This window comes from Cribrihabitans neustonicus, from assembly GCF_048820895.1.
In the GTDB taxonomy this organism is placed as follows: domain Bacteria; phylum Pseudomonadota; class Alphaproteobacteria; order Rhodobacterales; family Rhodobacteraceae; genus Cribrihabitans_A; species Cribrihabitans_A neustonicus.
Genome location: NZ_JBMERQ010000002.1, coordinates 775,743 through 788,843, shown reverse-complemented (window position 1 = coordinate 788,843; position 13,101 = coordinate 775,743). Strand labels below are relative to the sequence as shown.

Sequence of the window (13,101 nt, the reverse complement as noted above, 5' to 3'; positions counted from 1 at the left end):
CCCCTGCCTTAGTGGCGGCGGTAATCCCGGCGCGGGACAGCACGCCGCAGCCTTGCCAGCCTGGACCGTGATAGCCGCCTGCCCGCCACGGGGCAAGCGGGCCCGCTCAGCTGGTGCGGCAGGCCAAGAACACGCCGCGCGGCCCGGGGCACCGAAGCGGGTATCAGCCGACCGGTCCATTGTCGGCGCGCTTCACCCAGATGACCGCCGAGCGCGGCAGGCTGCCCGGGCCATCCGGGAACGGGGCGTCCGGGTGCTGGATGCCGACGAACATCGTCCGCCGGTCCGGCGACCAGGTGAGACCCGTCACCTCCGCACCTTTCGGCCCGGTCAGGAAGCGGCGGATCTCGCCGGTTTCGGGGTCGCCCGCAAGCATCTGATTGTTGCCCATGCCCGCGAAATCGCCCTCGTTGCTGTCGTCCCCGTCAGTCTGGATCCAGATCAGGCCGGTGCTGTCCACCTGCATCCCGTCGGGCGAGTTGAACAGGTTGCCCGCGTTGACGTTCTCCGACCCCGCATAGAGCGTGCCGTTGTGCACCTCGGGATTGCCCGCCATCACGTAGAGGTCCCACTCGAAGGCCTCCGCACCGTGGTCCCCGCCTTCCGGGCGCCAGCGCACGATCTGGCCGTATTCGTTGGTCTCCCGCGGGTTGGGGGCGTTCACCGTCATCGGATCGCCGCCGGCATTGGTCTTCACCGTGCCGTCCTCAGCCTGCACGCCGCGGCGGCTGTTGTTGGTGAGGCAGCAATAGGCCTCGGGCGCGGTGGAGTTGACCGCGATCCATTCCGGGCGGTCCATCGTCGTCGCCCCCACGGCCGAGCCTGCCATGCGGGTGAAGACCGCGATCTCCGCAGGCTCCATGCCGGTTGCCTCGGGCGTCAGCGCAACCCAGGTGCCGGTCATGTCGTCGTCGAACACCGCGGCATAGAGCTGCCCCTCCACCATCAGCGTGGAGGTGTCGCCGCCTTCCTCATAGGGGTCGCGGCTTACCCACTTGTACATGAACTCGCCGCGCTCATCGTCGCCCATGTAGACGACAAGCCGCCCGTCTTCGGCCAGCGCGGTGGCCGCGTTCTCGTGCTTGAAGCGGCCCAGCGCGGTGTGCTTGACTGGCGTGCTCTCCGGGTCCGAAGGGTCGATCTCCACGATATAGCCCGCGCGGTGCGGCTCGTTCGGGTTGCGGGACACATCGAAGCGCGCATCGTGGATATGGTAATTGTAGCCCCAGCCATCTTCGGAGATGCCATAGCGCGCGTAGCCCGCGGCGTGCGGTTCGTCCCCCGGCAGGCCTTCGGTTGCGCCGAAGTAGCCGTTGAAGTTTTCTTCACAGGTCAGATAGGTGCCCCAGGGCGTGCGGCCCGAGCCGCAGTTGTTGAAGGTGCCGAGCGATTGCGTCCCGGACGGGTCGGCCTCGGTCTGCAACAGCGCGTGCCCCGCCGCGGGCCCGTCGAGCGTCATCGGCGTGTTGTGGGTGATGCGGCGGTTCAGGGGGCTGTCCACCACGACCGACCAGCCGCTTTCGCCCTCCGCGATCTCCATGACCGAAACGCCCTGGAAGTTCTGCAGCCGCAGCACTTCGTCAGCGGAGGCCGGGGCGATATCCTCTTCCCCCTCCATCGGCGGGCGGCCGAGATTGATATCGGTGTTGGCGTACTCACTGTTCACAGCGAGGACCGCACGGCCATCGATGGAGAACAGCTCCATCCCGTCGGTATTCTCGCCGAACACGCGGTCCGATCCTTCGGTCGGGATGCCGGTCTTTGCATCGAACTCCGGCGCGCCGGAGAAAAGCGGATCGCCCCAGCGCACCATCACGTCCCAAGTAAAGCCCTCGGGGACGTGGACGGTGCCGTCGGTCTGGATCGCGATCTGCTCGAAGGGGAACCGGCTGGCGCCCTGCGCCAGGGCGGTGCCGCCCTTGAGCATTCCGGTGCCCATCACCGCAGCGCCCGAGCCGAAGGCAAGCGCCCCGCCCAGGAATCCGCGGCGCGAAATCGCCCGTTCCACCACCCGGTCGAACTCCTGCGTCTCGGGCCGCGGGAAATTCACCTCGTCCCACTCGTCCGCCGACATTCTGCGCTTTTGCGTGGTCTCTTTCTTGCTCATCGCTCGCTCCCAGCTGGCTCAACCTGGCCGCAGCGCCCACGCGCCGCAGCCAATCGCTAGGAGTTTAATAGATTGTGGGCAAAATTTTTATGACGATCCGTCCCCGTGCGCCAGACGCAACAGGAAATCGCCGATCCTGCGGCTCTTGTATCGCCGCCAGCCTGGCAAACGTGTTTCAGGTTAGAAAAGATGGCGGAGACGAAGGGATTCGAACCCTCGAGACGGTTTCCCGCCTACTCCCTTAGCAGGGGAGCGCCTTCGACCACTCGGCCACGTCTCCGCTGACCCGTATATGTGCCAGCCTCAGGGGAAACAAGGCGTTTTTTGAAATTTATGGGCGGACCGGCAAATTTCGCGCGCGGCTTGCGGCAGGGGGCCGGGGATACCAGCGAAAGCCCGGCGCGGGCGGGGTTTTCTTGGACTTTGCCGGGGTCCGCGGCGGCCGGAAAGAGGCCGCCGCGAGCAGAATGGCGGATCAGGAGAGCTGCGCCAGCCGCTCCAGGAACAGGGTCTTCACCGCCTCCGAGTCCGTCGTCATGCAGACCTTGACCGGCGCGCGGCCGGAGCCTTCGTCCCTCAGCGTGGCACCGATGGTATCGCCCTCGCAGGAGACCTTCAGCGGCACCTCGCGCATGCCGAAGAGCTGCGGATGCGTGCAGGCGATCACCGCCGCCGGGTCGTGCAGCGAGCAGCCCTCGTGCTTGCCGACCGAAAGATAGAAGCGCAGGTAGAACTCCGACATCTCCTTGAGCATGCCGCCGAGCCGCGGCGCGCGTTCCGCGATACCGTCGAAATCCGCGGTCGAGCACTGGATGCGGTGGGTGACGTCGAGCCCCACCATCACCACATCGGCACCCGATGCAAATACCGCATCCGCCGCGTGCGGGTCGTGGTAGATGTTGGCCTCGGCATGCGGGGTGATGTTGCCGCCTTCCTCCAGCGAGCCGCCCATGATGACGATCTGCTTCACGTTACGCGCGAACTCCGGGTCCAGCTCCAGCGCGCGGGCGATGTTTGTGAGCGGGCCGACCGGGCAGACCACCAGCTCGCCCTTGTGCTCGCGCGCCATGCGGCAGAGGAACGCTGCGGCCTCCTCGGCCAGCGGCGCGCCTTTGGGCTCCGCCGCGGGGATGTCACCGAAGCCTTCCTCGCCATGGACATGGGCGGAGGGCTTGAAGGGCGGCAGTTTCAGCGGCGCCGCCGCTCCTTGGGCCACCGGCGCATCGACGCCCGCAGCCTCGAGGAGGCGCAGCGCATTTCGGGTGGCAGTGGCAGTGGTCACATTGCCAAAGATGGTGGTGAGCCCCAAGAGCTCGATGTCCGGCGCCGCCGCCGCGTAGAAGATCGCCATGGCATCGTCGATGCCCGGATCCGTGTCGATGATCAGCTTCACCATGTGCGTGTTCTCCCAGCGCTTACTTGAATTTATCGATCAGCTTTTCCAGCGGCGAGCGCGCGTCCGGCTCCGGCCCGGGCTTCGGATCGCCGCCCTGTCCCGCCTTCTCAGCCTTTGACCCCTTGCCATCGCCGTTGCCGCCCGAGCTGCGCGGCGGCGCCACCCTCAGGGCAACGGCATTCATGAACTTTCCGCCATCGCCGCGGGCAAGGTCCGCCGCGCCGTCGGAAATACCGCGCAGCAGGTCGTCGAGCCAGGCCTCGTCCGCCTTGGCAAAGTCGCGCAGCACGTAGCCCGCGACCGCATCCTTGTGGCCGGGGTGGCCGATGCCGATCCGCACCCGGGCATAATCCGGCCCGATATGCGAATGGATGGAGCGCAGCCCGTTGTGGCCCGCATGGCCGCCGCCCTGTTTCACCCGCGCCTTGCCCGGTGCCAGGTCCAGCTCGTCGTGCAGCACGACCACATCGGCGGGGGTCAGCTTGTAAAAGCGCATCGCCTCGCCCAGCGGCTGGCCCGAGAGGTTCATGAAGGTCTGCGGCTTCAGCAGCAGCACCTTTTCGCCGCCCAGGGTGCCCTCGCAGATCTCGGCCTGAAACTTGCTGCGCCAGGGCGAAAACCCGTGGTCTGCAGCAATCCGGTCCAGTGCCATGAAGCCGATGTTGTGCCGGTTGCCCGCGTATTTCGGTCCCGGGTTGCCCAGTCCGGCAAAGAGTTTCATCGCGCGCCTCGTGCTTGTTTGGCTTTGATCATGCTACATGCCCCGAAGCCGCGGGGAAATCCACCCTCCGGGCGCGGGCAGGTGCTTGCGGCTTGCTCCTGACCCCCAAGCCGCGCATCGGCGGCCAAAGCAATTTACGCCGGCGCGGAACAAGGCCGAAGGCCGCCGCGCATCGCCGCCGCGCCCCCACGCGGGGGCGATTTGGCTGCGGCTGGGCGGTCCCTCGAAAGGGCGTACGGATTTGGCCGGGATAAACTGCCAGTCACTTCCCTCCGGATCGCCCCCGCACGCGCCGGCAATGCCCGGCTACCCGCTGACAGGCAGGCAGGTGCTCACCAGCCCTTTCCGGCGCAAAACGCCCCCCCAAAAACAGAAAAGCGGGGCCCCGAGGGACCCCGCCTGCATCCGGCCCGAAGGCGGATGTCTTATGCTTCGGCTTCGCCTTCTTCGCCTTCTTCCTCGCCTTCGTCGTCAGAAGCCTTCAGGCCCGACGGCGCGGAGATGTTGGCGATCACGAAGTCGCGGTCGATGGTCGGCTTGGCGCCGCCCGGCAGCTCAATGGCAGAGATGGTCACCACGTCGCCGATATTCAGGCCGGTCAGGTCCACGGTGATCTTCTCAGGGATGTCGCCCGCGGTCACAACCAGTTCCACTTCGGGGCGCACAACGGTCAGCACGCCGCCCTTCTTGATGCCGGGCGCGGCTTCCTCGTTGATGAACTCAACCGGGATGAACAGGTTGATCTTCGAGGTGCGGCGCAGGCGCATCAGGTCGAAATGGGTCGGCAGGTCCTTCACCACGTCACGCTGCACGTCGCGGCAGATCACGCGCACGTCGTCCTGGCCTTCGACCTTCAGGTTCCACAGGGTGGACTTGAACTGGCCGGCCTTCAGCTTTTTCAGCAGCTCGTTGAACGGGATCTGGATTGCCTGCGGCTCTGCGTCGCCACCGTACACCACACCCGGAACCATGCCTGCGCGGCGTGCTGCGCGAGCGGCGCCCTTGCCCGTCCCCGCACGTTCCTGGGCTACGAGATCAGGAATCTCTTTTGCCATCTTAATTCTCCATCATGTTCGGGCGGGGTCCCTCCAAGGCTGTCACCCCGCGTGAAGCCGTGCCTATAGACCGGAAAGCGCGGCAGGGGAAGCGGAAATGCCCCCGCCCCGCCGGGCTTGAGCACTTATGCCTGCCAGCGGCCGCCGAAATCCTCCGGGATCAGCAGATTATGGCGTCCGAGCGCCTCCACCGAGCGTTCGCCGCAGAGCGCCATCGTGGTGTCGAGCTCCTTGCGAATCACCTCCAGCGCGGTTGTCACCCCCTTCTGCCCCATCGCGCCAAGCCCGTAGACAAAGGCGCGGCCGATCATCGTGCCCTTGGCCCCCAGCGCCAGCGCCTTCAGCACGTCCTGGCCGGAGCGTATGCCGCTGTCGAGATGCACCTCCACGTCGCTGCCCACCGCGTCCAGGATCTCCGGCAGCATCCGGATTGAGCTGAGCGCGCCGTCAAGCTGCCGCCCGCCGTGGTTGGAGACCACGATGGCGTCGGCGCCCAGCTTGGCTGCCATGCGCGCATCCTCGGCGTCGAGAATGCCTTTCAGGATCACCTTGCCGCCCCACATCTCCATCAGCTTTGCGACCTTGCCCCAGTCAAGCGACGGGTCGAACTGCTCCGCCGTCCAGACGCCGAGCTGCGAGGTATCAGAGACTCCCTGCACATGGCCTACGATATTGCCGAAGTTGCGCCGCTTGGCGCTCAGCATCTCGATGCCCCAGGCCCATTTCGTCATCAGGTTGGCAATCGTCTTGGGTGTCAGCTTCGGCGGGGCGGAGAGGCCGTTCTTAAGGTCCTTGTGGCGCTGGCCGAGGATCTGCAGGTCCAGCGTGATCACCAGCGCCGAGCACTTCGCATCCTTGGCGCGCTGGATGAGGCGGCGGATATAATCCTCGTCCTTCATGGTATAAAGCTGGAACCAGAAGGGTTTCGAGGTCGCCTTGGCCACCTCCTCGATCGAGTTGATCGACATGGTGGAAAGCGTAAAGGGTACGCCGAAGTCTTCCGCAGCCTTCGCCGCCTTGATCTCGCCATCGGCGTGCTGCATCCCCGTCAGGCCCACCGGCGCCAGCGCGACCGGCATCGCCACATCCTGGCCGATCATCTGGCTGGCCGTGGAGCGCCCGGACATGTCCACCGCCACCCGCTGGCGCAGGCGGATCTTCTCGAAGTCCGAGGTGTTTTCGCGGAAGGTCTGCTCGGTCCAGCTGCCGCTTTCGGCATAGTCGTAGAACATCCGCGGCACCCGGCGTTCGTAGATGCGCTTGAGATCGTTGATATTGGTGATTACCGGCACCGGGTCCCCCTCCGCTTAATCTGGTAAAGTTTCCTTACCAATTCCGGCAAGCCCCCGCAACGCTGCTGTTTCCGCGCGCCGCAACGCAAAAAGCCGCACCCTTGGGTGCGGCTTTGGACGCGGCGGCACTCACAAGTGCACCCGCAAGAAATTAACCGGGGACCCGTTCTCCAGACGTCTGCAAGCTGTCTTCATATGCCATGCACAGTGCGGCCGCGGTCAGATGAATGCCAAAAAAGCCCACCAGCTCCCCCAGAAAGCCCAGACCGGCCTCTACAACAATCATCGAACTATTACCCATGCTCAAGATCAGGAGCATCATGCCAGCAAACCCTGCCAGACTAAAAAGTCCGTTGCCCGACAGCAGCCGGAACAGAGTCACCCAGAACGTCCGCTGTCCCCTGGCCAGAGCGTTTGAAAACCCCGAGTCCTGCAAAGCAGCAGCAGCCGGAAGAACGGTCCCCAACAAAGCCAAGACCACGTAGACAAGAAGCGCAGCGGGAAGGATCCCCAGTATCACTACACCAAAGATTTTACCACGGTCTGGCGCCTCTAGGGTGTTGTAGATTCCCCAGGAACAAAGCGCCCACGCAACCGCCGCGAGCAGCCAAAAAACGATCAACTTCAGCATGAATGGTCCCTGCGGCCCCGCGAGCGGGCCATTCTTGCTCTTTCTGAACAATGCGCCCATGGGGATCTTTTCTCCACTCAGCAGCAAACGGTGGCTGTAAAGCGTTGCCATGGCGTAGAGGACCAGGCTGGCGCCGATGGCGCCGTTGTTGCTCATTTCCAATTGCTCAAAGATCACATCGGCCGCGGCAAGAATTGCGGCGAAGAGCGCAAACAGAGGGAAATTTCCAAGAAAACTCCTCCCGGCGCGAGCATACATTCTGAACATGTGGGATCCGTGAATTATAAGTTACAAATTTATCAGGAAAATGATCGGGCTGGCGGGGACCTGCCCGCCAACCCGCGGTCAAAACGAGTCAGCCCCGATGCGCCCCATCCGCAAGCGACTTCACAAAGGCCAGCACCTCCTCGGTGGACTTGCCCTGAGCGATCTGGCCCACGATCGCGCTGCCCACCACGGCGCCATCCGCGACCGAGGCGATCTTCTCCGCCTTCTCCGGCGTGTTGATGCCGAAGCCCACGATGATCGGCAGATCCGTCGCCGCCTTGATCCGCGCCACTTCAGGCCCGACATCGCCGGCCTCGGCTTCCGCGGCACCGGTGATGCCGGTGATCGAGACATAGTAGACAAAGCCCGAGGTGTTCTGCAGCACCTTGGGCAGGCGCTTGTCGTCGGTGGTCGGCGTCGCCAGCCGGATGAAGTTCAGCCCCGCCTTCTGCGCCGGGATGCACAGCTCGGCATCCTCCTCCGGCGGCAGGTCGACGACGATCAGCCCGTCGATGCCTGCGGCCTTCGCGTCATCGAGGAACTTGTCGACGCCGCGGTTGTAGATCGGGTTGTAGTACCCCATCAGCACGATCGGCGTGCTGTCGTCGCCCTCGCGGAACTTGCGCGCCAGCTCCAGCGTCCGCTCCAGCGTCATGCCGGCATCCAGCGCCCGCTGCCCCGCCAGCTGGATGGTCGGCCCATCCGCCATCGGGTCGGTGAAGGGCAGGCCCAGCTCGATGATGTCCACGCCGGCGCCGGGCAGCCCCTTCACCACCTCCAGCGAGCTGTCGAAATCGGGATCGCCCGCCATCACATAGGTGACAAAGGCTTTCCGGCCGGCGGCGTTCAGTTCGGCGAATTTGGCGTCAATGCGGGTCATGTCCGGACCTTTTCGAAGTTTCCGCTCAGATGTGCCGCATGTTGGACAGGGAATCAATCCCGCCCCGCCCGCCGTGGCCCCGCGCCTCAGCCGTCGAGCGGAATATGATAACGCAGGGTCACCGTATCGACGCCAGGATTGTCGTTTGCGGTGGAGGCGTTGGATTTGTGCGACAGCGCCAGCGACAGTGCCCGCCCGTTCAGGAACCGCTTGCCCACCGCCAGCTGGCTGCGGATCTCGAAGGTAGAGCCGAGATCATTCAGATCGACGCTTTCGGAATAAACGCCCGGCATCACGCTGGCCTCGACAAACCAGTCCCGGCGCAGGTCCCAGACGCCGCTCACCCCAGCCCCGAAGAACACATCGCCGCTGTCCTGCACGTCAAAGGCGGCCCCCACCCGCGCCGACAGCACCCGCCCCTCATAGAACGGCCGGTGCATGTACTCCACACTCGCCAGGGCGCCATCCTCGGCACCCGCGCGGGAAAAATCGGAATAGCCCAGGCCCAGGATGACTTCCTGCGCCGCGGCGGGCGCGGCAAATGCGGCAGTCAGGACCGCTGCCGCTACAGCAGTGCGTTTCATTCGGCGTCCCTCGCAAAACTCTCTCTTTTACTTGCACTTATTCCAAATTTCCGCGTTTCCAAGACACGCCTGCCAAATTCCCCGTTACGGCGGCGGTGCAGCAAGGCGATTAGATCCGCTCCCCGCGCTTCGCTCCCGCCCCCCCCACAGCCGCCTTGCACCATGCGCCAATGCTGCCTAGAAGCAGCTCCCAAGTGGCATCAGGAGGCCGGAATGGGCTTTAAAATGGGAATCGTCGGCCTGCCCAACGTGGGTAAGTCGACACTGTTCAACGCGCTGACCAAGACCGCCTCGGCGCAGGCGGCCAATTTTCCGTTCTGCACGATCGAGCCGAACGTGGGCGAGGTCGCGGTGCCGGATGCGCGTCTGTACAAGCTGGCGGAGATCGCCAAGTCCAAGCAGATCATCCCGACCCGGATGACCTTCGTTGACATCGCGGGGCTGGTGAAGGGCGCTTCCAAGGGTGAAGGCCTTGGCAACCAGTTCCTCGCCAACATCCGCGAAGTGGACGCTATCGCCCATGTGCTCCGCTGCTTCGAGGATGGGGACGTGACCCATGTGGAGGGCCGGGTTGACCCGGTCGCCGACGCCGAGGTGATCGAGACCGAGCTGATGCTCGCCGACCTCGAAAGCATCGAGAAGCGCCGCGCCAACCTCGTGCGCAAGCTCAAGGGCAACGACAAGGAAGCTCAGCAGCAGGACCGCCTCCTCGCCGCCGCGCAGGCGATGCTGGAAGACGGCAAGCCCGCCCGCCTCGTCGAGGTCGGCGCCGAGGACGCCAAGGCCTGGAAGATGCTGCAGCTCCTGACCACCAAGCCGGTGCTTTACGTCTGCAACGTTGGCGAAGCGGAATCGGTCGAGGGCAACGAACATTCCGCCAAGGTCGCGGAAATGGCCGCCGCCGAGGGCAACTCCCACGTGATTATCTCCGCCCAGATCGAGGAAGAGATCAGCCAGCTCGACGCCGAAGAAGCGCAGATGTTCCTCGAGGAGATGGGCCTCAGCGAAGCCGGTCTCGACCGCCTGATCCGCGCGGGCTACGAGTTGCTGCACCTGGAGACATATTTCACCGTCGGACCGAAAGAGGCCCGCGCTTGGACCATCCGCACCGGCACCGCCGCACCGCAGGCGGCCGGCGTCATCCACGGCGACTTCGAGAAGGGCTTCATCCGGGCTGAGACCATCGCCTATGACGATTTCATCGCCTGCAACGGTGAGCAGGGCGCCAAGGAAGCCGGCAAGATGCGCGCCGAGGGCAAGAGCTACGTGGTGAAGGACGGCGACGTGCTGCACTTCCTTTTCAACACCTGAGCCAGCGCTATCTGCCATGAATCACCGCCCGCCGGCCCGCCCCGGCGGGCGGCTTGCGTCTGATATCCCTGCCTCTGTTCGCCGGCCCCGCTGCCCTGCGTCAGAAATTCCCCGCGACAGATTCGCCGCATGCGCTACTATCACAGGGGCGGCCGCTGGGTGCGGCCATTGCACAGGGACCCAGAAACAGGCAGCTTCGCGATGGAAAAAGACAGAAGCATCAACGTCCTCGGCGGACCGCTGGCCAGTTGCTCGGCTGACCCGCTCACCGGTTTTTTCCGCGACGGCCATTGCAACACCTGCGCCGAGGACATGGGCAGCCACACCATCTGCGCGGTAATGACGGCGGAATTCCTGGCCTTCTCCAAATATGTCGGCAACGACCTTTCCACCCCGCGCCCCGACCTCGGCTTTGCCGGGCTGAAACCGGGCGACCGCTGGTGCCTCTGCGCCGCGCGCTTCCTGCAGGCCGCGGACGAAGGCTGCGCGCCGCGGGTGCATCTGGAGGCCACCCACGCACGGGCCCTGGAGGTTGTGCCGCTTTCGGTGCTGCGCAGTTACGCTATGGCCAATCCGGCCTGAGACCGGCTGCGGGCAGTTATCGCCCCGCTCCACATTCTTTAGATCGCGACACGGGCTCCGCAGCCGGAAGCAACCTTGGCTGCCGCCAGCGAGATCCGCGATTTGCCCCCAAGCGCGGAACAAGGCCGAAGGCCGCCGCGCATCGCCGGCGCTCCCCCTCGCGGCGGCGACGCGCGGCTTCACGCACTCAGTGCCGGGTCACAGGCTCTTGCAACCCGGCCGCCCGCCCCCGCTCAGTCCTCGAAGGTGCGCCCTTCCTCGGTATCGGACATGTCAAAGCCGAGGTGCTTTGCCACTGTGTAGACGTCCTTGTCGCCGCGGCCGCACATGTTCATCACGATGATATGGTCCTTCGGCAGCTCCGGCGCGATCTTCATCACGTGCGCCAGCGCATGAGAGGGCTCCAACGCCGGGATGATGCCTTCCATCGCGCAGGAGAGCTGGAACGCTTCCAGTGCCTCCTTGTCGGTGATCGAGACATACTTTGCGCGGCCGGTCTCATGCAGCCAGGAATGCTCCGGCCCGATGCCCGGATAGTCGAGCCCGGCGGAAATCGAGAAGCCCTCGAGGATCTGCCCGTCTTCGTCCTGCAACAGATAGGTGCGGTTGCCATGCAGCACGCCCGGACGGCCGCCGGTGAGCGACGCACAGTGCTGCATCTTCTCGTCCACCCCCTTGCCGCCGGCCTCGACCCCGATGATATTCACCGACTTGTCGTCGAGGAAGGGGTAGAACAGCCCCATCGCGTTGGAGCCGCCGCCGATCGCCGCGATCACCGTGTCGGGCAGGCGGCCTTCGCCCTCCTGCTCCGCCAGCTGCCAGCGTACCTCCTTGCCGATCACCGACTGGAAGTCGCGCACCATCGCCGGGTAGGGATGCGGGCCCGCCACCGTGCCGATGCAGTAGAACGTGTCGCGCACGTTGGTCACCCAGTCGCGCAGCGCATCGTTCATCGCATCCTTCAGCGTGCCGCGGCCAGAGGTCACCGGGATCACCTCGGCGCCCAGAAGCCGCATGCGGAACACGTTCGGCGCCTGGCGGCGCACGTCATGCGCGCCCATGTAGACCACGCATTTCAAGCCGAACTTGGCGCAGACGGTGGCGGTGGCCACGCCGTGCTGACCCGCGCCGGTCTCCGCGATGATGCGGGTCTTGCCCATGCGCCGCGCCAGCAGGATCTGACCCAGCACGTTGTTCACCTTGTGCGCGCCGGTGTGATTGAGCTCGTCGCGCTTCAAGTAGATCTTGGCACCGCCCAAATGCTCCGTCAGCCGCTCGGCGTAGTAGAGCGGGCTGGGACGGCCGACATAATGCTTCCAGAGGTCATCCATCTCGGCCCAGAAGGACGGATCGTCCTTGGCGCGGTTGTATTCCTCTTCCAGGCTCAGGATCAGCGGCATCAGCGTTTCGGAGACGAAACGTCCGCCAAAGATGCCGAAACGGCCATTCTCGTCCGGCCCGTTCATGAAGCTGTTGAAAAGATCGTCGGCCATGGTTCTTGCCCTTCTGTCGCTCCCTCCTGTCCTAGTGCGCAAGGGCGGCAAGGGCAAGCGAGGCATTGCGGGATGTCCTGGCGGGCAGCCCCCGCCGCGGCGCGGCTAAACGGAGATTACCGGAGCAGGCCCTTGCGCCGATTTCACGAAGGCTTCAATGAGGCCTGCGTCCTTCTGCCCCGGCGCGCTTTCCACCCCCGACGAAACATCGACCTGCCGCGCGCCGGTCATCCGCACCGCCTCAGCCACATTGTCCGGGGTGAGCCCGCCCGCCAGCATCCAGGGTTTCTGCCAGTATTTGCGCCCGGCCAGCAGCCGCCAGTCGAAGGCGAGCCCGTTGCCGCCGGGCAGCGCCGCACCCTTGGGGGGCTTGGCATCGATCAGCAGCTGGTCGGCCACGGCCTCGTAAGCCGCGATCTGCTGCAGGTCGTCCGCATCCGCGATCCCCACTGCCTTCATCACCGGCAGCCCGTAACGGGCGCGCACTTCGGCCACCCGTTCGGGGCTTTCCTTGCCGTGAAGCTGCAGCATGTCGAGCGGCACCGCGGCGGTGACCGCGTCCAGTTCGGCGTCGCTGGCATTGACCGTCAGCGCCACCTTGCACAGCCCCGCGGGCGCCTCGGAGGCCAGAGCCGCGGCCTCGGCGATCTCCAGATGGCGCGGGGATTTCGGGAAAAAGACAAACCCCGCATAGGCGGCTCCGGCCGCGGCGGCGGCCGCGACATCCGCCTGCGTGCGCAAGCCGCAGATTTTGACCCTGATTGCATCCATGGCCGTCAGCG

General features: G+C 65.2%; 12 protein-coding genes and 1 tRNA gene. 2 read left to right on the top strand and 11 right to left on the bottom strand.

Annotation, left to right across the window (positions count from 1 at the left end; all coding sequences use genetic code 11):
- Positions 1-163 precede the first annotated feature (163 nt).
- The 9 genes from ACOHWE_RS08835 to ACOHWE_RS08795 all read right to left on the bottom strand — a co-directional run bounded on the left by ACOHWE_RS08835 (position 164) and on the right by ACOHWE_RS08795 (position 8,933).
- Positions 164-2,107 carry a PhoX family protein gene (locus ACOHWE_RS08835; protein ID WP_420665738.1) on the bottom strand — a complete coding sequence of 648 codons (1,944 nt, stop codon included), beginning with the start codon at positions 2,105-2,107 and terminating at the stop codon, positions 164-166.
- A gap of 190 nt (positions 2,108-2,297) precedes the next feature.
- Positions 2,298-2,387: transfer RNA gene (locus ACOHWE_RS08830), tRNA-Ser, on the bottom strand.
- 195 nt (positions 2,388-2,582) lie between these two features.
- On the bottom strand, positions 2,583-3,503 hold the full coding sequence (locus ACOHWE_RS08825) for a nucleoside hydrolase (RefSeq protein ID WP_420665737.1): 921 nt from the start codon (positions 3,501-3,503) through the stop codon (positions 2,583-2,585).
- A gap of 19 nt (positions 3,504-3,522) precedes the next feature.
- Positions 3,523-4,224 (bottom strand): aminoacyl-tRNA hydrolase, encoded by a 702-nt coding sequence (gene pth / locus ACOHWE_RS08820; RefSeq protein ID WP_420665736.1) that lies wholly within the window; start codon positions 4,222-4,224, stop codon positions 3,523-3,525.
- Between the two features lie 425 nt (positions 4,225-4,649).
- Positions 4,650-5,279 (bottom strand): 50S ribosomal protein L25/general stress protein Ctc, encoded by a 630-nt coding sequence (locus ACOHWE_RS08815; RefSeq protein ID WP_420665734.1) that lies wholly within the window; start codon positions 5,277-5,279, stop codon positions 4,650-4,652.
- A gap of 125 nt (positions 5,280-5,404) precedes the next feature.
- Positions 5,405-6,571, bottom strand: a complete 1,167-nt coding sequence (locus tag ACOHWE_RS08810) for an alpha-hydroxy acid oxidase (protein WP_420665733.1) — start codon at positions 6,569-6,571, stop codon at positions 5,405-5,407.
- 151 nt (positions 6,572-6,722) lie between these two features.
- A complete protein-coding gene (locus tag ACOHWE_RS08805) occupies positions 6,723-7,469 on the bottom strand; it encodes a hypothetical protein (protein ID WP_420665732.1) in 747 nt (248 codons plus the stop codon).
- A gap of 88 nt (positions 7,470-7,557) precedes the next feature.
- A complete protein-coding gene (gene trpA / locus ACOHWE_RS08800) occupies positions 7,558-8,349 on the bottom strand; it encodes a tryptophan synthase subunit alpha (protein ID WP_420665731.1) in 792 nt (263 codons plus the stop codon).
- 86 nt (positions 8,350-8,435) lie between these two features.
- Positions 8,436-8,933 (bottom strand): acyloxyacyl hydrolase, encoded by a 498-nt coding sequence (locus ACOHWE_RS08795; RefSeq protein WP_420665730.1) that lies wholly within the window; start codon positions 8,931-8,933, stop codon positions 8,436-8,438.
- 213 nt (positions 8,934-9,146) lie between these two features.
- Here ACOHWE_RS08795 and ychF point away from each other — a divergent pair, with 213 nt between their 5' ends.
- Entirely contained in the window at positions 9,147-10,244 is a 1,098-nt protein-coding gene (ychF, locus tag ACOHWE_RS08790) for a redox-regulated ATPase YchF (protein ID WP_420665729.1), read from the top strand.
- A 201-nt stretch (positions 10,245-10,445) separates the two neighbouring features.
- A complete protein-coding gene (locus ACOHWE_RS08785; protein WP_420665727.1) occupies positions 10,446-10,826 on the top strand; it encodes a DUF2237 family protein in 381 nt (126 codons plus the stop codon).
- A 233-nt stretch (positions 10,827-11,059) separates the two neighbouring features.
- Here the strand turns inward: ACOHWE_RS08785 and trpB are convergent, their stop codons facing one another.
- Together trpB and ACOHWE_RS08775 are read right to left on the bottom strand one after the other, a co-directional pair.
- Positions 11,060-12,319, bottom strand: a complete 1,260-nt coding sequence (trpB, locus tag ACOHWE_RS08780) for a tryptophan synthase subunit beta (RefSeq protein WP_420665726.1) — start codon at positions 12,317-12,319, stop codon at positions 11,060-11,062.
- Between the two features lie 105 nt (positions 12,320-12,424).
- Positions 12,425-13,090, bottom strand: a complete 666-nt coding sequence (locus ACOHWE_RS08775) for a phosphoribosylanthranilate isomerase (protein ID WP_420665724.1) — start codon at positions 13,088-13,090, stop codon at positions 12,425-12,427.
- Positions 13,091-13,101: the final 11 nt, after the last annotated feature.

What these genes read in the sequence shown, in the direction of transcription:
- trpB (WP_420665726.1), bottom strand. Translation starts at nt 12,319, where the DNA reads ATGGCCGACGATCTTTTCAACAGCTTCATGAACGGGCCGGACGAGAAT.
- ACOHWE_RS08785 (WP_420665727.1), top strand. Translation starts at nt 10,446, where the DNA reads ATGGAAAAAGACAGAAGCATCAACGTCCTCGGCGGACCGCTGGCCAGT.
- ACOHWE_RS08825 (WP_420665737.1), bottom strand. Translation starts at nt 3,503, where the DNA reads ATGGTGAAGCTGATCATCGACACGGATCCGGGCATCGACGATGCCATG.
- ACOHWE_RS08815 (WP_420665734.1), bottom strand. Translation starts at nt 5,279, where the DNA reads ATGGCAAAAGAGATTCCTGATCTCGTAGCCCAGGAACGTGCGGGGACG.
- trpA (WP_420665731.1), bottom strand. Translation starts at nt 8,349, where the DNA reads ATGACCCGCATTGACGCCAAATTCGCCGAACTGAACGCCGCCGGCCGG.
- ACOHWE_RS08835 (WP_420665738.1), bottom strand. Translation starts at nt 2,107, where the DNA reads ATGAGCAAGAAAGAGACCACGCAAAAGCGCAGAATGTCGGCGGACGAG.
- ACOHWE_RS08775 (WP_420665724.1), bottom strand. Translation starts at nt 13,090, where the DNA reads ATGGATGCAATCAGGGTCAAAATCTGCGGCTTGCGCACGCAGGCGGAT.
- ychF (WP_420665729.1), top strand. Translation starts at nt 9,147, where the DNA reads ATGGGCTTTAAAATGGGAATCGTCGGCCTGCCCAACGTGGGTAAGTCG.
- ACOHWE_RS08795 (WP_420665730.1), bottom strand. Translation starts at nt 8,933, where the DNA reads ATGAAACGCACTGCTGTAGCGGCAGCGGTCCTGACTGCCGCATTTGCC.
- ACOHWE_RS08805 (WP_420665732.1), bottom strand. Translation starts at nt 7,469, where the DNA reads ATGTTCAGAATGTATGCTCGCGCCGGGAGGAGTTTTCTTGGAAATTTC.
- pth (WP_420665736.1), bottom strand. Translation starts at nt 4,224, where the DNA reads ATGAAACTCTTTGCCGGACTGGGCAACCCGGGACCGAAATACGCGGGC.